This is a genomic window from Treponema putidum, from assembly GCF_000755145.1.
Taxonomy (GTDB): domain Bacteria; phylum Spirochaetota; class Spirochaetia; order Treponematales; family Treponemataceae; genus Treponema_B; species Treponema_B putidum.
On record NZ_CP009228.1, the window covers coordinates 2,105,948 to 2,122,216 of the forward strand.

Consider the following 16,269-nt stretch of genomic DNA (forward strand, 5'->3'; position numbering starts at 1 on the left):
ATACTTTACAATTTCTCCTCTTTTCCTTAAAATAAGGCTGATTTTAATCTAACTTAGGAAGACCTTATGAGCACTCTTATTCACGGCTTTGAAATTATAAGCAAAAATCCCTTACCCGAATTTAATGCTATAGGTATTTATGCAAGGCATAAGAAAACGGGGCTTGAACTTTATCATATTTTAAACGATGACGATGAAAATCTTTTTTCATATAATTTTATGACGAGCTCTCCCAATTCAACGGGGGTAGCTCATATTATCGAGCACACGGTTTTATGCGGCTCTAAAAACTATCCGCTTAAAGACCCCTTTATGGTTTTGGCAAAGCAGAGCGTTAATACATTTTTAAATGCTATGACCTATCCCGATAAGACAGTTTATCCCGCAAGCTCCTTGGTTGAGGCCGATTACTTTAACCTTATGTCGGTTTACGGGGATGCAGTCTTCTTTCCCAATCTTGACGAATGGGCTTTTAAGCAGGAAGGGCACCGTTTTGAGCTGGACGAAAATGGAAAGATGAGCGTTCAGGGAGTTGTCTTAAACGAGATGAGGGCTAATTATTCCGACTTTGACGGGGTAATGTATGATTGGGCAGCTGCTTCCATTTGTCAGGGAAGTATCTATGCTAAGGATTCGGGCGGCTCTCCCTTGGAGATTCCCGATTTAACTTATGAAGAATACAAGGCCTTTCACAAAAAATATTATCATCCCGTAAACTGCCGAATTTTTTTAATGGGAAATATTCCGACCGAAAAGCAGATGAAATTTTTAGAAGAAAAATTTCTTTCTAAGTTTGAAGCTGCCGAAAAGCCTCCCTTTGTGCCGCAGATTGAGCCATACACAGAGCCCCGTTTCTTTTCGGTACCGGCCCCCGCCGGCGGCTCTGCTCAGGCAGGTGATACTGCTTCCGCCGAGGAGATGACTAAGGATTCCGTAATGCTTAACTGGCTCCTCCCCGAAACTTCGGATACCGAAAAACTTATGCAGGCCTATCTTATAGGAGAGGTTTTAATCGGGCACAGCGGAGCATACCTAAATAGGGTCTTATTGGAATCGGGAATAGGGGAAGACCTCTATCCTTATAACGGAATAGGAAAGAGTCTTAGAAACATTACCCTCACAATAGGAATGAAGGGAATTAAAAAGGGAACGCATGAGGATTTTAAAAAGCTGATTCTTAGTGCTCTTGAAGAGCTTTTAAAAAAAGGAATCGACCCTAAAGAGATTGAAACGGCCGTTCATTCTATAGATTTTAGCAACAGAGAAATAAGAAGAAACTACGGGCCATTCGGTATTAACCTGATGGAGCGTGCTATGGCAGGCTGGACATACGGGGTAAGTCCCGAAAAAACTCTTCAATACACTCCTGTTTTTGAAAAGGTAAAAAAAGACCTTGCCTCCGATAAAAGGTACATCGAAAAACTGATTGAAAAGTATTTACTAAAGAATAAACATCATGCTCTTGTAAGAGTTTATCCCGATGCGGATTTTTGTAAACGCTTGGACGAAAGTCTGGAAAAAAGAGCTGAAAATTTTAATGCAGGTTTAACTGAGGATGCTCGCAGGGCCATGCTCAAAGATCAGGAGAAGATGAACGAGTTTAAACAAAAAAGCGATTCCCCTGAAATGCTTGCCCTTATTCCCCATCTTTCAAAGAAAGACCTGCCTCCTCTTCCGCCTCCGATAGATGAAGAAATTGCCTTTATCGGAAAGGTTCCCCTTGTTATGCATGAGCAGCCTACAAACGGGATAGGTTATTTTCAATTAGGCTTTCCTGTAGACGGTTTAAGTGAAGAAGATTATAAATATCTGCCCCTTCTTTCAAGCTGTCTTACAGGAATGGGAACCAAAGACCTTTTATGGAGCGAGGTTTCTTCCAGGCTTGCAAATTTACTTGGAGGCTTTTCGGCAAGTGCCGGCGTTTTTACGGCAAACAAAAATCTTTCTTTATGTAAAAATGCGGATAAGATAAGGCTCTCCGATATAGCCGGAAGAGATTGGCTTTTTCTTTCGGGGAAGATACTCGGCGAATTGATTCCTGAAGCTGTCTGCTTTGTCTTGCAGTTTTTAAACGAAATTTCTTTTGACGATAAAAAACGCTTAAACGATTTGGTAACCCAGAGGAAAAACGATTTTGAAAGCCTCCTCGCCCTTGACGGAAACAGCCTAGCTCTTCTTAGGGCTGGTGCACCCCTGTCCGAAAAAAATGCACGGAGGGAGATGCTTTCGGGATTAAGTCAGCTTAAATTTTTGAGGGAGCTTTATTTAAAAGTTAAAGAAGATAATTCTAAAAAAGCCGACTCCGAAAACGCTGATTCCGAATTGAATAAATTATCAAATAAATTAAGTGCCGTATATAAATCGATTATAAAATCAGGTTTGATTATTGAAGTTACCGGTACAAAAGAAAATCTGGCCGCTTTAAAAACAGCCTTTGAAAAAAACTTAAGAGGTTTTAAGGCTCCCGATAAAACCGATAAGATTGTCTTTGAAAATCCATTTAAATTTAGGCCTTCCGAAAAAAAGAGGTTGGAACTTATTCCGGCTTCTCTTCAAGTAGGCTTTGCAGTTTCGGTTTTTAAGGCGGCAGCTTTCGCTACAAAGGAGCAAGCCTCACAGTTAATCCTGTGTAAATGGCTTTCAAGCGGCCCGATGTGGGAAAAGATAAGAAGTATAGGAGGAGCCTACGGTGCCTTTACCGTTCCTATGTCCTTGGAAGAACTTTTAGCCTTTGTTTCCTACAGGGATCCGAACCCGATAAATTCTCTTTCCGAATTTTTAAACTCGATAGATGAGACATTTAGCCAAGACTTTTCGGAAGAGATGATAGAAAAGCTTATTACGGGAAGATACAGCAAGGAGATTATCCCGATGACTCCTGCAGGGCGGGGAGCGGCAGCCTTTAGGGATCTTCTTTCGGGTATTTCATATTCCGAAAAAAAAGAAGTCGTTGAAAAGATGCTGGAAACTACGGCTGAGGATTTGCGTAATTGTGCAAAAAAATTATCGGTTCAACGGGATTCCCTTTCTTCCGTAGTCTTGGCTTCCGATTCGGCTCTTTCTCAAAAAGAAACGATAAAAGAACTTTATCCCGAGCCCCTCCTTTCGGAGAGGGTTTGAGAAAGTCTAAACAGGGCTTTAAGGAATTTTAAATGGGTATTTTAAAAGCAGCTTCCGATAAAAAAAAATTCTGCCCCTGCGTTATAGGGATTGATCCGGGCTTGGCAAATACGGGCTATGGAATTATAAGTTTTTCAAATAACCGCTTTGAGTGTATAGAATACGGCTCAATAAGTACCGAGCCTCATTTACTCCAAGGGGAAAGATTATTAAAAATTTTTGATAGGGTTTCGGAACTTATTGAAAAATACAGGCCTAAGGAGGCGGGAATAGAAACCTTATATTTTGCAAAAAATGCGACGAGTGCAATGTCCGTTTCGGAAGCCCGCGGAGTGGTTCTTCTGGCTTTGGCTCAAGGGGGGGTGAGGGTAGGAGAGTATGCTCCCAATTCGATAAAAAAAGCCGTAACGGGTATTGCTCAAGCTGAAAAAAGGCAGGTGCAGGAAGCCGTAAAATTGATTTTAGGTTTAAAGGAAATTCCTAGGCCTGATCATGCGGCCGATGCCTTGGCTGCTGCCATTACAAAAATAAATTTAGGAGATGTAGGGGAGGCACAAGCTTATGTTTAACAGTATCTCGGGTATTCTAAGCGGCAAAACCGCCGATTCCGTCTATGTTGAAAATTCAGGTATTGAGTGGGAAATCTTTGTTTCGGCCTTGACCCTCGATGCCTTAGGTTCTATCGGAAAAGAAGTCAAGGTTTATACATGGCTTTATCACAGAGAAGACCAGATGCGCCTCTTTGGGTTTCCCAACCAGGCAGAACGCTCCTTGTTTTTGGATCTTACAAAGGTTGAGGGGGTGGGGCCGCGTCAAGCCTTAAAGATAATGTCGGGGCTCAATTCCTCTTCACTTGAAAAAGCCTTGGAGGAGGGTGACCTTGATACCCTCCAAAAGGCTCCCGGAGTAGGTAAAAAGACTGCTCAAAAAATGATTCTTGCCTTAAAAGGAAAACTTACCAACTTAAACGAAGTTTCCTCAAAAGGGCAAACATCCGTTTCTTCCGAATACGAAGACATCGTTACGGCCTTAACCGAAATGGGCTTTGAAAGAAAATCCGTAATAATCCAAGTCGAAAAAATAGCCGAAGAAATGAAGGCCGCAGGTTCCGATCCTCTTAAAAACGAGAAAGAACTTTTTAGACGCTCCATCGTCGCTTTGAGCTGAAAAAACAATAGTTTTATAGTGTTGCTATGGCTTTTAAAATCCTTTAATATATGATATAATAAAATTATCTAAGGGGTTGTTATGAGTACTTTAAATAGAAAATATAAAGATTCAGTATTTGTTGACCTTTTCAGTGAAGATGAAAAGGCAAAAGAAAACTTTTTATCGCTTTATAATGCTCTACATGGTACGAAACTTAAAGATACAGAGCAGTTAAAAAACATAAGACTTGATCAGGTTCTATATATGTCATTTTATAATGATGTGTCTTATCTTGTTGACAATAAAATCATAGTTCTTGCAGAGCCCCAATCCACTATAAACCCGAATATGCCTCTTCGTTGCCTCGAATACATCAGCCGCCTGTATGAAACTATTTTTGAATCAAAGGAAAAATATAGCCGTAAACTATTAAATATTCCACGACCTGAGTTTTATGTCTTTTACAATGGGGAAGCCCCTTTTCCATGTGATAAGACTCTTAAACTCTCAGATGCTTTTATAGAAAAAAGTGAGCATCCTAATCTTGAATTGACCGTTAAAGTAATAAATATAAATCAGCAAAATCGTCATCCTATATTGAAAAACTGCCAAGCAATGTATGAATACAGTATATTTGTGGAAACGGTAAGAAAATGGAAGGAGATAGATCCTATAGACGGTTTTCAAAAGGCAATTGAAGAATGTATAACAAATAATATTTTGCAGGATTATTTAAAACGCAAAACGAAGGAGGTATTGAATATGTTATTAACCGAATATGATTATGAAACAGATATAGCTGTACAGCGTGCTGAAGAGCGTGAAATAGCCTTTGCTGAAGGAATTGAACGCGGTTTTTATGAGAATAAACTTGAAACGGCAAAGTTGTTAAAACATTTGGGAGATTCAATCCTTAAAATTACACAGGTTACAGGACTTTCTGCTGAAGAAATTGCGAACCTCTAAAAAATTCAGCTTTTTAGAGGTTCAAAAGTCTATCTCTGCCATAGTTTTGATGTATGGATGTATATGTGTGCTATTTTTAAAAATATTTATTCTACACTGCCCGTAATATTTATATTTCCCAGATCGGAGCGGGCAGTAATTTTGTACGAATTTTCCGATTTTGCCTTTGCCGAGTATTTTGATATTGTTTTTAAGTTATTGACCCTAATGTTTCCCTGAGTGCCGGTAGAAGCGGATATGTCATAATTGTTTATATCGCTTTCAAGATTTATATTTATGTTTCCTCTATGTGAAACAAATGAACTATGTCCGCCGAGTTTGCCGTCAATTTGTATATTACCGCCGCAGTCTATTTTTGCATTATTATATTCACAATTTAAAGTCAAAAAATTGCCGTATTCCAAGTCCGCTGTAAAAACTTCAGTTTTAAAATTTTTACCTGTAATGTTTCCATATTCGGTTTCCAAAACACAATTTTGAATACTATTGCTTTCTTCAAGATCAATATCAATGTTTCCATATTCACATGAAACATTCAAAGTATTTTTGACCTTGCCTTTTAGTTTAAAGTTTCCTCCGCTTTTAATTTTTATATTTTCAAAATTGCTTTTTGTTATATCGAAACTTCCGTAACCGCTTTCTCCATTAAAATCTATTGTTTGCATATCTTCAATTTCTATATTACCGTATTCGGAACTTACAAAAGATTGTTTTATTTTTGGAGAATCTTCAAGACCGATTTTAATATTTCCGTATTTGCTTTTAATTGAAAAACTTTCAGTTATTGCTGAAATAAAATTGATATTGGTGTTTGATTCAATATTCGCTTCCTTAAACCGGCATTTTTCAATATCGACATTTCCAAAATCCCCTCTTATCTTTAAATTATCCGCTTTAATATCTTCGCATTTAATATCCTTTTTGTTCTTAATAAGCATCAAATTAAAAATAAATTTTTCGGGTATAAGCATCTCAATATTTGAAATAATGAATTTATCTCTATCGTCATTACCGGAAGATGTTATGTTCCATATATCTTTTTCATTTATTTTTAAAGTTTTATCTTTTAAATTTATGTCGATAGCATTTTCAGGTAAACCTTTTACTTTTATTATGATTTTTTCAATTGTGGAATGTGTATAAAGATCTGCTGCAGTTAATATGTTTTCAAGTTCAAGGTTTTTTACTTCTTTTATATCGAATTCTTTTTGTATAACATGATCTTCCCATTCTTTGTTTACCTGAGTTTGAAATGTTTTATTAAAAGGTTTCTGTTTTGAAAAATCAAAATTTCCGCTGAATATTATACCTGCCAATATGCAGCATAATCCCATAAAAATTAAACACAATATCGAAAGAATTTTCTTTGACATACTCTCCTCCATAAATTTTTTTAAGTAGTTTTGCTTATGCAAAACTACTTCACTTATCTATTTTTTTACCGGTTTAATCTTTAAACTCAGTTTAATCTTTAAACCGTTTAATTCTTAAACCTGATATTTATCGAACCTATTCCGCCTTTGACGGTTATTGAGTTTTGGGCATTTGAATTGCTCTTTTGTCTGTCGGCTAAAAAGGTTTTTGATTTTTTTCCGTTTATTCTTACTTCGCCTAGGCCTGCGCTTACGTCAAAATCATAATCCTTTTCGGAACCGTCTATTCTAAGAATTACTTCGCCTATTCCTCCCTTGATGGAAGTTTTACCCAGTGCCGTACCTGAAAAGCTAAATGCGCCTACACCGGATTTTATATCCATATTGTTTACTTTTGAATCTTTAAAGTTTACATCTCCGACTCCGGCTCTGATTTCGGCATCTTTTAAAATATTTGCATCATAAATATTTACTTCCCCGACTCCCGTTGAAAGGCTAAATTTTTCTACATTGATATCGTGAATATTGAGTTCTCCGACTCCGCTTTTTATTTCAAAATTATTAAATACTATATTCCTCGGCAGACCTATATATATTTTTGGCGTATTGTTTTTAAAATTAAAGCCCAGATTCTTAAAAAGTTTTGAAGGAGTGTTGTCTTCAAAACTTATTGTGTCTCCTTTTTTTTCTACATCGAAATACTTAGGATTAATGTGTTCAATTTTATATGAGGCTTCATCCACGCGATCGCTTATTTCTATGATAACTTCTGCAACTTCAGATTTAAGAAAAAAATTCTTAATCCCCTCCAAACTGATTGTTTCAGCCTTTTTGTACTCATCTCCAAAATACTCGTCCATATCATCCTCCCAAGATTCTATATCGTTTTCCATATCATCGATACTCTCGTCTGCCGACATAATTTTATTATATGCTCTGTCAATAAAATTTCGTTCATGAATTCTATGCTTAGATCTATAAAAAAATCTTCCGCCTAAACTATAACCTATGCCGATAAGCATAAGTCCCAAAAGAATAATTAAAATTGTCTTTCCTATTTTTTTCATACAAATCTCCTCAATGATTTTTTGTGTGAACCGTTTATCGATTATCTTAATAATTTAATAATAACGAGTATTATTAAAGCCGGAATACCCACAACAATTGCGCCTACAAATAAAACAGGTATCAGCCAAAATACCAGTTTAAAGGCAAGAGCTAAAATTCCCCCGACAATCCCAAAGACTGCAGCAAGAATTCCAAAAATAAAGACAATAATTAAAAAAGTAATTAACATTTGCTCCTCCATAAAACGATGTTTTGTGCGAAGCACAAAACTCGAAGATAAATAGTGAGGCAGAATTTCTGCCGAACTGTTTATCGACCCTCCATAATTTAGATTTTTTTTACCAGCTGCGATATTTTTCTTATAATCGCAGTAACAAAAAGGTATAAAAGTCTGGTAAAACCTATGGCTATTAAAATAGCTCCTATTAAAAGAATGCCCGTACCGAAGTCTACAAAAAGCATACCGAATGCGAATACTGCCAATATACCGCCGCCGAAAACAAGGGCAATAGAGGCAACGCAAAGTCCTACGCATAGAAGAACTATTACTACAGTAAGAATTACAGCCAGCGGTATTGCAATCGGAGCTGCAAAGATTCCGAGGATTGTAAACCATAAGGCTCTTAAGCCGCCCCTTGCAGATTTTCTTGCTCCTTCGGCTTCTTTTATTGCATAGTCCGAAAGAATTTTTGAAGCAATGTGGGCAGGGCTTCTAAGCTCGTTTATTACCGTTTGCTCATTTTCACTTCCAGCCTCATCAAAATATTCTTCATAGAATTTAATTGCTTCCTTTCTATCCTTATAGGGCAGATGCCGAAGCCTGTCTTCAAGTTCTTCAATGAATTCTCTTCTTTTCATTTTATTCTCCTTCCTGAGTGCTTATTTTAATTTTTCCGAAAGCAGTGCTGATCTTTATATTGGTATCTGAAGTTTTACTTCCGAGGTTAAGCCTGTCTCCTTTTCCTTCAACATTTTCCCCATTTAGTTTTACCCTGCCTTGTTTAGAAAAAATATTTATATCGTAATTTTCTACTTTATCAGGTAAATTAAGATCCACTGAACCTATCGCAGAATTGATTTTAGCATAACTGTGTAAATTTCCTTGGAATATTATGCTTCCTGCTCCGGTGTTTAATATAGCTTCATTAAAATCGCATTTTTGGAATTTATTCGTTCCCGCTCCTGTATTGAATTTTCCTCTATCCGATTTTAATTCATTTCCCGTTATATTTCCGGCTCCCGAATTTGCATTGATGTAGGAGCTTTCGGTTTTTATAAAGTCAATTGTTCCTGCCCCTGTCGATGCGGAAATATTACCGGCTTTTATGTTTTCAAATTTTATAGCACCTGCCGAAGAAGAAAGCTTCATAGTTTCAATATCAATATCACTTATATTTATAGCACCTGCAGAAGTATTAAAATCTATTTTTTTGTGTAGACCGCTTTTTACTACAAAATTTCCGCATGTTGTGTAGCCTTCAATAACTTCTACATTTACTTCTTCTATTTTTAAAGAACCTATCTGGGAATTAAATTCGAGTTTTTCAAGATGAGTATCTTTGGGAATGTTTATGAGGATTTCTCTTTTGCTTGCATTAAAAGATGTGTTTATGTTAAAATTTTCCAAAAAGGAAGCAAAGCCTTTTTTGCTGAAAAAGAAAACGGGCCTTTCCTTTATTATAAGCTTTCCGTTTTCAATCTTTGCCGAAAAATCATCATCTGCAATATTTTGAGTGGTATACTTAATTTTTTCTTCTTGAGAAGCATTTATTAAAACTTTTGCGGCTGTTATGTTTAAAATAATTTCCGAAATGCTTTCATCGGGAGAAAACTGCTGGGAGACTTGAGTGTTTTCACCCCTATATGAGGTTTTATGAAAATCTATAATCTCCTCTGCAAGTTTTTTAGGTGAGCCGAGTTCTTCAATTGCTGCTTCTTCGTTTTCGGCATCTTCAAAGTATTCTTCATAAAACTCGATAGTATTTTTTCTGTCTTCAGGTTTTAAAACCGAAAGATAAGAATTAAGTTCGGTTAAAAATTGGTCCTTTGTCATCTTCAATCTCCTAAAGGGCTGTTCCCTTAAAAATCTTGTCTATTAGTTCCTTATAGGACTTCCATTCTCCAATGTAGAGTTCATGCTGCCTTAATCCCGCAGGCGTTATTTTGTAGTACTTACGGTTCCGCCCGTCGATAGGCTGATCGTAGGTTTCCAAATATCCGCTTGTTTGCAGTCTTTTTAGAACAGGGTATAAGGTAGATTCCGATATTGGAAGAAGGCTTTTGACATCCTGCGTTAATTTGTAGCCGTAAGAATCCGAGTCTTTTAAAAGGGCTAGAACGCAGGCTTCAAGCAAGCCCGTATTTATCGAAAAAATCATCCCATTAACCTCCTTGTTATATTTTATATTATATAATATTGCTTAACATATTATTTATATTTATATATTATATAAAATATAATATTATGTCAAGTATAAATATAAATTTTTTTTTAAATTTTTATAAAAATAATCTAGTTGCGAATTATTATCAGCGTAATTCCGTATTGGGGATAAAGCTTTTTGCAATGGCCGTAAGGCTTTGTGCAGTAGACAGCGGATAGGGCTCGACTGAATTCCACTGAGGGTCTAAACAGGCTCCCGGTACAAATTGGGCTAGCCTCCATCTTGCATTTTTAGGAAGGAGAGATGCTATTTTTTTTATTTCATCTTCGGATACGATGGGGGGGGCTAGAACCGTTCTATATTCCACTTCGATTTTTTCGGTATTTGATTTTAGAATATCGATGGTTTTTAAGAGGGCGGTTTTTGCTCTTTCTGCAGCTAACTCGGTTTTTGAGGCTAAAAGTTCTCCATACCTTTCAGGCGAAGTTTTTACATCGAGGGCTATCATATCGGGTTTAAGATTGGAAGAGTTTAAAATCTCTTCTATGCGTTCCGGAAAAAGGCCGTTTGTATCGATTTTGACTGCAAGGTTTAAGGATTTGGCTCTTTCGATTAGCTCGAACAAGGCTGGGGACATAAAGGGCTCCCCCCCTGATATTACAAGGCCCGAGATAAGATTTTTTCTTTTTTCTAAAAATTTATAGATTTCGCTAAGCTCATAATAATCATTGGAGCTTTCAGGATTTGCATTAAAGGAAGAAGGCGAGGCTAGGGCGAGCTCTGCATTGTGGCAGTAAGGGCATCGCATATTGCAGCCGGGCAAAAAAACCGCCGCTGCGACGCGGCGGGGAAAATTAACTAAAGTGGTTTTTTGTAAACCTGCAAGCATTAGGCTATTTGTTCTTTTTTTTCTGAAAGTTTTTCCGAATTTGAAAAATTTAAGGAACCGCTGATGGACGGGCAATCACAGCCGGACAGAGTTTTTTCAATCCTTTCGTTTTCGGAAGAGAACATAAGCCTGTGGTTATATTCTTCCCGTTTTCCTTTGTTCCAGTTACGGACAGATCGGTAGTAGCCTACAATTCTGGCATAAACCTCAGTTCCCGTACCATGAACATTTTCAAGTTCTTTTTTTACCTCTTCAATTTCTGCATTGACTTTTTCAATGTCTCTCATTTTTTCCTCCCAGTTTTCGGAATAAACCGTTATTTAGCGTTCTATTCCTTATATCGGCTATTCTAACACTATATGTAGTGTTTGTCAAGCAAAAAGTTAAAAAAATTAGAGAATTTTTACAATTCTTTTGCCTTGATGTATATAAAAATGTATGGTATATTAAACATGATAGTTAATTTATAGATGTAACTGCGAAATCAAGAGAAATTTATAAAGTGCATAATATATTAGCTCAAATTCGTTTTTTTATTGACAAAATATAAAAATTATAATTATAATATAGTTATGAAAATCAGCTTTGAATGGGATTTTGAAAAAGCAGAAATAAATTTTAAAAAGCATAAAGTTTCTTTTGAAGAAGCTCAAAGTGTTTTTTACGATCCCAATGCAATTTTAATATTAGATCCGGACCATTCGAGTGAAGAGGATAGATTTATTATTTTAGGAGTAAGTAATAAATCAAAAATACTGGTTGTATGTCATTGCTACCGAGTGAATGATGAGGTTATAAGAATAATTTCTGCAAGAAAAGCAACGACTAATGAAAAGAAACAATATGGAGGAAACAAAAATGCGAGAAGAATATGATTTTTCAACTGCAACAAAAAATCCATATATTGGAAAACTATCAAAACAACAGATAACAATTAAACTTGATGATACTGTAATTGAATATTTTAAGAATATGTCCGAAGAGACAGGAATGCCATATCAAAATATTATCAATTACTATTTACTTGATTGTGTGAAAAACAAGAAGCATTTGCAGCTTTCTTCTGCAAAATAAAGGAAAGTCTTACAAAATCTCTTTTTGACTTAAAAATTTCGGCAAATTCCCTTTTTTCTCTTGATGTATATAAAAATGTTATATTAAACGAGGAGGGATAAATTATGAAAGCAATTAATGTAACACAAGCTCATACCGATCTTTTTAAAATACTTGCCTTTGTTAATGATAATTCTCAACCTCTTACACTTACAAATAGCAAGGGTAAAAACGCAGCTTTGGGTGTCTGCCTATCCAAAAATGAAGTTAAATGGTAGTTAATTTGTAGATGGCAGCCTAATGTACAGATAGAATAAATATTCAATTGTCCTTTCAGTTTAAATTTATATTAATGTTTAAAAATAAATTTTTTTAAAATTTCCTCTTGACAAATTTTCTTCTTTTTGATATCATAGTGATATCAAAAAGAAATTTATATGGGAGAATTTTATGAATGAAGTAGAATTAAAAGCAAAAAACGGGTTTGTGATGCTATGTCTTTTTATGCTTATCGAACTTACTGCCTTTCCGGCCTTGGCCTGCTGTATCTATTTTATGGATTCGAATGTAATTCCGGCTTATATAGGTTTTCCCTGCATTGCGGCTCTTGTTTTAACGATTATAGCGGTTGCTATCTGTTTTTTCGGTATTAAAATCTTAAAACCGCAGGAAGCCCTCGTTCTAACCCTTTTCGGCAAGTACACAGGAACCCTAAAAAAGAGCGGTATGTATTTTGTCAATCCTTTTTCTATTGCAGTTAATCCTGCTGCAGAGACTGTTTTGCGCCAAAGCGGAGATGTAAACAAAAAGGTATATGCTCAAAATACAGGTCTTGATTTTGTATTGAACAAAAAGATTTCTCTAAAGCAGATGACTTTAAACAATAACCGGCAAAAGATAAACGACAGACTTGGAAATCCCGTAGAAATAGGTATTGCTGTACTCTGGAGGGTTGTAGATACTGCAAAGGCCGTTTTTGCAGTGGACAACTACAAAGAATTTTTATCTTTGCAATGCGATGTTGCTTTAAGAAATATAGTTAAAATCTATCCTTACGATATTGCAGAAAATGTCGATACAACGGGGGACGGTACTCCCGATGAGGGCTCGCTCAGAGGTTCTTCCGAAATTGTTGCAAATAGAATCAAAGGTGAAATTCAGTCTAAGGTTAATGGAGCGGGTATAGAGATTATTGAAGCCCGCATTACCTATCTTGCCTATGCCCAAGAAATAGCTGCCACAATGCTTCAAAGGCAGCAGGCTTCTGCAATTATCGATGCCCGAAAGATGATAGTTGACGGGGCCGTAGGTATGGTCGAGATGGCCTTGGATAAGTTAAACGAAAGCGGAAAGGTTATTCTCGATGAAGAGCGGAAGGCTGCCATGGTGTCTAACCTCCTTGTAGTCCTTTGCGGAAATAAGGATGCTCAGCCCATAGTAAATTCAGGTTCCTTATATTGATGGAAAAGGATGTGAAAAAACAGATACCCTTACGGGTATCTGCAAAACTATATCAGGATCTTGCTTCTTGGGCTGAAGACGATTTTCGTTCTATAAACGGACAGATAGAATATCTTTTAAGCCTCTGTGTTAAACAGCGCAAAAAAACGGGTAAGTATGTAAGCGATGAGATAGATGAGGAACCGGATCTGGGAGAGATTGTATAAAATTTTCTCAATCCTTATTGACAAAAGTTAGAATTTATGTATGCTATCTAGCTAGATAACTCGTTATACCGGTTGCAATCTTTGCGGTTAAATTAAATAAATGACTATTTACCGTTTAAAATATGACTTTTGTCACTGGTAAAACTGGTAAAAAATATGTAGGCTTACAAAAATGTAAGACAAAAGATTAAAATGTAAGCTACCGTAAATGCTTGTTTTAATTTTTTAGTATATTATGAACATCGAAAAACTTCAGCTTTTCGATGTTTTCCTTAGATTTATGTACAACTTTTTTTGGAGGTTTTGTATGAATATTGTACAAGTTAAAAACTTAAAAAAGACCTATCCCTTGGGAAAGGTTTTCGTTGAAGCCGTAAAAGGCATCGATTTTGCCATTGAACAAGGCGAATTCGTTTCGATTTCAGGGCCATCGGGTTCGGGCAAGTCAACCATTCTTAATATGATAGGTTTAATAGATACGCCGTCTGGGGGAGAGCTCATCATAAATAATGAGAGTATTTATAAGGAATCGGATTTTGCATCTCTTTTAAAAAAGCAAAATAAGAAGGTTAAGGTGCCCAACAAACTGGATAAAAAAATGACCGTACTTCGGCATGAGTATTTGGGCTTTATTTTTCAGTCCTTTAACCTTGTACCCGTTTTAAATGTTTATGAAAACATAGAATTTCCTCTTTTGTTCGGTAAAGCAAAAGAGAGTAAAGCAAAGCAAACCGAATGGATTAACTATTTAATCGACAAAGTAGGCTTGAGCGAATGGAGAAACCATAAGTCGAACGAGCTTTCAGGCGGTCAAAGGCAGAGGGTTGCCATTGCAAGGGCTTTGGCTACTAAACCTCAAATAGTTCTAGCCGATGAACCTACTGCTAACCTTGATTCAAAAACAGGTATTCAAATTTTAGAGCTTATGAAAGAGGTAAACAGGGAGCTTAAAACAACCTTTATCTTTTCGACACATGATGCAAAGATCGTAGATATGACAAATCACCGCATTAAGATTTTGGACGGTCAAATTCTCGAAGATGTAAAGGCTTCAGCTTAAACTTAGGAAAATTATTATGAATAAGACAATTTTAAAAATGGCGGTAAAAAATCTTTTTGCAAATAAAGCAAAGATGATTATTACCTTGTCACTTATAGGAATAGGAACGTTTTTAGTCATACTAGGATTCGGTATCTTAAATTTTTCATTGCAGCAAACCGAAGAAGTGTGCATAAGCGATTTTTCGGGAGACGTTTTAATTACGGGCAAGTCTGAAAAAGACACTGTAAGGGTACAGCTTTTGGGAATCTTTCAGACGGTAAGTGTCAGCATGGATGTACCTAAGATGCCTTATCTAACCCCTTTTGAAAAAGTTAAGTCTAAGGTTGAAAGCCTTCCTGAGGTAAAGGGGCTTACATATTCGGTTTTTGAAAGCGGTATGCTTAGGGCTCTTGATTTACCCGATTCATGGGAGGTAGAGGATGAAAATAGATATTCTATCCCTTATGCGCAGATTCTCGGTATTGAGCCTGAAAGTTATAAAAATCTTTTTGATACGATTAATATTTATGAAGGTGAATACCCTAAAACCTCAACAGAGAAGTTTGCTTTAATTCCCCGTGATTTAAAAGAAAAGTTTGAAAAGTATTATGGCAGGCCATTAAAGTTGGGAGATGAAATATTGGTATCGGCCTTTGCAGGGAAGGCAAGGCAGCAAAAAGTTATCGTAACTGGTTTTTTCGATTATGCTCACCCCGATACGGCAATAGACGGTATAGCCTATTTTGATGTAGATACTACCCGTATACTTGCCGATATGACAATGGGGGCAAAGACTGTAGCTGCCATTCCCGATTCAGTTGATTTAACTCTTTCCGACAAATCGGAAGATGAACTTTTTTCAGATGATTCGGGCTCGGATATTATAGATACTGTGCAGAGCACTAATGCAAAGATTGATTATGATAATCTTTTAGGAAGTACCGAGCTCAGAGACCAACTCAACTTAGCCGACAATGAAGCTTGGCACCATATCGTAATAAAGCTAAAAGATTCTTCAAAGACTCAAAGCGTTATAAAAACCTTAAATGATTGGTTTAAGGCAGAAGGAATAAATGCTCAAGCTATAAATTGGGAACTCGGAATGGCAACGTATTATGGAGCAATAGAAGGAACAAGAATTCTTTTTATTACAATGCTGGCTATCCTTTCCGTAGTAGTTTTAATAGTTATAATGAATACCTTGGTTGTAGCCGTTATGCAAAGAAGTTCCGAAATAGGAACAATGAGGGCTATTGGAGCTAAAAAGAGTTTTGTAAGAAAAATATTTTTTGCAGAATCTTTTTTTATGTCTTGTATAGGTGTTCTTATAGGCTTGGTACTTGCTCTTATCGCTGCAGCTATAATTAACGGTTTTGATATCAGGGTCGGAGATATACTTGCTGCTATGTTCGGAGGAAAACAAATAAGGGTAAGCATTTCTGTAGGTTCTGCTGTTTGGACAACGGCTGCAATGCTTTTAGCGGGGCTCGCAGCAAACTGGTATCCGGTAAGGCTTGCTTTAAAGATAAGTCCTCTTGAAGCAATCAACCGTTAAAAA

General features: G+C 36.5%; 19 protein-coding genes. 11 read left to right on the forward strand and 8 right to left on the reverse strand.

Going from position 1 to position 16,269, the window contains the following annotated elements; genetic code table 11:
* Positions 1-66: 66 nt before the first annotated feature.
* The 4 genes from JO40_RS09580 (at position 67) to JO40_RS09595 (ending at position 5,235) form a co-directional block, all read left to right on the forward strand.
* Positions 67-3,120, forward strand: a complete 3,054-nt coding sequence (locus tag JO40_RS09580; protein WP_044979136.1) for an insulinase family protein — start codon at positions 67-69, stop codon at positions 3,118-3,120.
* A gap of 32 nt (positions 3,121-3,152) precedes the next feature.
* Positions 3,153-3,689: a crossover junction endodeoxyribonuclease RuvC gene (gene ruvC / locus JO40_RS09585; protein ID WP_044979137.1), complete on the forward strand. Its 537-nt coding sequence runs from the start codon at positions 3,153-3,155 to the stop codon at positions 3,687-3,689.
* Positions 3,682-4,287, forward strand: coding sequence for a Holliday junction branch migration protein RuvA (gene ruvA, locus JO40_RS09590; RefSeq protein ID WP_044979138.1), 606 nt, complete (start codon positions 3,682-3,684; stop codon positions 4,285-4,287). The genes ruvC and ruvA overlap by 8 nt, the downstream gene beginning before the upstream one ends.
* Before the next feature lie 81 nt (positions 4,288-4,368).
* The gene (locus JO40_RS09595) at positions 4,369-5,235 is read left to right on the forward strand and encodes an RpnC/YadD family protein (RefSeq protein WP_044979140.1); all 867 of its coding nucleotides are present in this window, start codon (positions 4,369-4,371) and stop codon (positions 5,233-5,235) included.
* Between the two features lie 86 nt (positions 5,236-5,321).
* Here JO40_RS09595 and JO40_RS09600 read toward each other — a convergent pair whose 3' ends face one another.
* From JO40_RS09600 to nrdD, 8 genes are all read right to left on the reverse strand, one after another.
* Complete coding sequence (locus JO40_RS09600; RefSeq protein WP_044979141.1) at positions 5,322-6,608, reverse strand: DUF4097 family beta strand repeat-containing protein; 1,287 nt, start codon at positions 6,606-6,608, stop codon at positions 5,322-5,324.
* A gap of 107 nt (positions 6,609-6,715) precedes the next feature.
* Positions 6,716-7,675: a DUF4097 family beta strand repeat-containing protein gene (locus JO40_RS09605; RefSeq protein ID WP_044979142.1), complete on the reverse strand. Its 960-nt coding sequence runs from the start codon at positions 7,673-7,675 to the stop codon at positions 6,716-6,718.
* 41 nt (positions 7,676-7,716) lie between these two features.
* Positions 7,717-7,905 carry a hypothetical protein gene (locus JO40_RS09610; protein ID WP_044979143.1) on the reverse strand — a complete coding sequence of 63 codons (189 nt, stop codon included), beginning with the start codon at positions 7,903-7,905 and terminating at the stop codon, positions 7,717-7,719.
* A gap of 98 nt (positions 7,906-8,003) precedes the next feature.
* Positions 8,004-8,534: a DUF1700 domain-containing protein gene (locus tag JO40_RS09615; RefSeq protein ID WP_002669622.1), complete on the reverse strand. Its 531-nt coding sequence runs from the start codon at positions 8,532-8,534 to the stop codon at positions 8,004-8,006.
* Position 8,535: 1 nt separating this feature from the next.
* A complete protein-coding gene (locus JO40_RS09620; protein WP_044979144.1) occupies positions 8,536-9,729 on the reverse strand; it encodes a DUF4097 family beta strand repeat-containing protein in 1,194 nt (397 codons plus the stop codon).
* A 10-nt stretch (positions 9,730-9,739) separates the two neighbouring features.
* Positions 9,740-10,054 carry a PadR family transcriptional regulator gene (locus JO40_RS09625; RefSeq protein ID WP_002669619.1) on the reverse strand — a complete coding sequence of 105 codons (315 nt, stop codon included), beginning with the start codon at positions 10,052-10,054 and terminating at the stop codon, positions 9,740-9,742.
* Positions 10,055-10,205: 151 nt separating this feature from the next.
* Complete coding sequence (locus JO40_RS09630; RefSeq protein ID WP_044979146.1) at positions 10,206-10,949, reverse strand: anaerobic ribonucleoside-triphosphate reductase activating protein; 744 nt, start codon at positions 10,947-10,949, stop codon at positions 10,206-10,208.
* Positions 10,949-11,236 (reverse strand): anaerobic ribonucleoside-triphosphate reductase, encoded by a 288-nt coding sequence (nrdD, locus tag JO40_RS09635; RefSeq protein ID WP_044979147.1) that lies wholly within the window; start codon positions 11,234-11,236, stop codon positions 10,949-10,951. The genes JO40_RS09630 and nrdD overlap by 1 nt, the downstream gene beginning before the upstream one ends.
* A gap of 285 nt (positions 11,237-11,521) precedes the next feature.
* Here nrdD and JO40_RS09640 point away from each other — a divergent pair, with 285 nt between their 5' ends.
* From JO40_RS09640 to JO40_RS09665, 7 genes are all read left to right on the forward strand, one after another.
* Positions 11,522-11,824, forward strand: a complete 303-nt coding sequence (locus JO40_RS09640) for a BrnT family toxin (protein ID WP_044979148.1) — start codon at positions 11,522-11,524, stop codon at positions 11,822-11,824.
* Positions 11,808-12,023 carry a BrnA antitoxin family protein gene (locus JO40_RS09645; RefSeq protein WP_044979149.1) on the forward strand — a complete coding sequence of 72 codons (216 nt, stop codon included), beginning with the start codon at positions 11,808-11,810 and terminating at the stop codon, positions 12,021-12,023. Before JO40_RS09640 ends, JO40_RS09645 begins: the two co-directional genes overlap by 17 nt.
* Positions 12,024-12,127: 104 nt before the next feature.
* Positions 12,128-12,280, forward strand: coding sequence for a hypothetical protein (locus tag JO40_RS14080; RefSeq protein WP_170225393.1), 153 nt, complete (start codon positions 12,128-12,130; stop codon positions 12,278-12,280).
* Positions 12,281-12,452: 172 nt separating this feature from the next.
* A complete protein-coding gene (locus JO40_RS09650) occupies positions 12,453-13,463 on the forward strand; it encodes an SPFH domain-containing protein (protein WP_044979150.1) in 1,011 nt (336 codons plus the stop codon).
* Complete coding sequence (locus JO40_RS09655; protein ID WP_044979151.1) at positions 13,463-13,669, forward strand: type II toxin-antitoxin system antitoxin; 207 nt, start codon at positions 13,463-13,465, stop codon at positions 13,667-13,669. Before JO40_RS09650 ends, JO40_RS09655 begins: the two co-directional genes overlap by 1 nt.
* 307 nt (positions 13,670-13,976) lie before the next feature.
* Positions 13,977-14,729, forward strand: coding sequence for an ABC transporter ATP-binding protein (locus JO40_RS09660; RefSeq protein WP_044979152.1), 753 nt, complete (start codon positions 13,977-13,979; stop codon positions 14,727-14,729).
* Between the two features lie 16 nt (positions 14,730-14,745).
* Positions 14,746-16,266, forward strand: coding sequence for an ABC transporter permease (locus tag JO40_RS09665; RefSeq protein WP_044979153.1), 1,521 nt, complete (start codon positions 14,746-14,748; stop codon positions 16,264-16,266).
* The last annotated feature ends 3 nt before the right edge of the window (positions 16,267-16,269 follow it).

Excerpts from the sequence above, each read along its gene's own strand:
- JO40_RS09580 (WP_044979136.1), top strand. The coding sequence starts at position 67 with ATGAGCACTCTTATTCACGGCTTTGAAATTATAAGCAAAAATCCCTTA.
- ruvC (WP_044979137.1), top strand. The coding sequence starts at position 3,153 with ATGGGTATTTTAAAAGCAGCTTCCGATAAAAAAAAATTCTGCCCCTGC.
- ruvA (WP_044979138.1), top strand. The coding sequence starts at position 3,682 with ATGTTTAACAGTATCTCGGGTATTCTAAGCGGCAAAACCGCCGATTCC.
- JO40_RS09595 (WP_044979140.1), top strand. The coding sequence starts at position 4,369 with ATGAGTACTTTAAATAGAAAATATAAAGATTCAGTATTTGTTGACCTT.
- JO40_RS09600 (WP_044979141.1), bottom strand. The coding sequence starts at position 6,608 with ATGTCAAAGAAAATTCTTTCGATATTGTGTTTAATTTTTATGGGATTA.
- JO40_RS09605 (WP_044979142.1), bottom strand. The coding sequence starts at position 7,675 with ATGAAAAAAATAGGAAAGACAATTTTAATTATTCTTTTGGGACTTATG.
- JO40_RS09610 (WP_044979143.1), bottom strand. The coding sequence starts at position 7,905 with ATGTTAATTACTTTTTTAATTATTGTCTTTATTTTTGGAATTCTTGCT.
- JO40_RS09615 (WP_002669622.1), bottom strand. The coding sequence starts at position 8,534 with ATGAAAAGAAGAGAATTCATTGAAGAACTTGAAGACAGGCTTCGGCAT.
- JO40_RS09620 (WP_044979144.1), bottom strand. The coding sequence starts at position 9,729 with ATGACAAAGGACCAATTTTTAACCGAACTTAATTCTTATCTTTCGGTT.
- JO40_RS09625 (WP_002669619.1), bottom strand. The coding sequence starts at position 10,054 with ATGATTTTTTCGATAAATACGGGCTTGCTTGAAGCCTGCGTTCTAGCC.
- JO40_RS09630 (WP_044979146.1), bottom strand. The coding sequence starts at position 10,949 with ATGCTTGCAGGTTTACAAAAAACCACTTTAGTTAATTTTCCCCGCCGC.
- nrdD (WP_044979147.1), bottom strand. The coding sequence starts at position 11,236 with ATGAGAGACATTGAAAAAGTCAATGCAGAAATTGAAGAGGTAAAAAAA.
- JO40_RS09640 (WP_044979148.1), top strand. The coding sequence starts at position 11,522 with ATGAAAATCAGCTTTGAATGGGATTTTGAAAAAGCAGAAATAAATTTT.
- JO40_RS09645 (WP_044979149.1), top strand. The coding sequence starts at position 11,808 with ATGCGAGAAGAATATGATTTTTCAACTGCAACAAAAAATCCATATATT.
- JO40_RS14080 (WP_170225393.1), top strand. The coding sequence starts at position 12,128 with ATGAAAGCAATTAATGTAACACAAGCTCATACCGATCTTTTTAAAATA.
- JO40_RS09650 (WP_044979150.1), top strand. The coding sequence starts at position 12,453 with ATGAATGAAGTAGAATTAAAAGCAAAAAACGGGTTTGTGATGCTATGT.
- JO40_RS09655 (WP_044979151.1), top strand. The coding sequence starts at position 13,463 with ATGGAAAAGGATGTGAAAAAACAGATACCCTTACGGGTATCTGCAAAA.
- JO40_RS09660 (WP_044979152.1), top strand. The coding sequence starts at position 13,977 with ATGAATATTGTACAAGTTAAAAACTTAAAAAAGACCTATCCCTTGGGA.
- JO40_RS09665 (WP_044979153.1), top strand. The coding sequence starts at position 14,746 with ATGAATAAGACAATTTTAAAAATGGCGGTAAAAAATCTTTTTGCAAAT.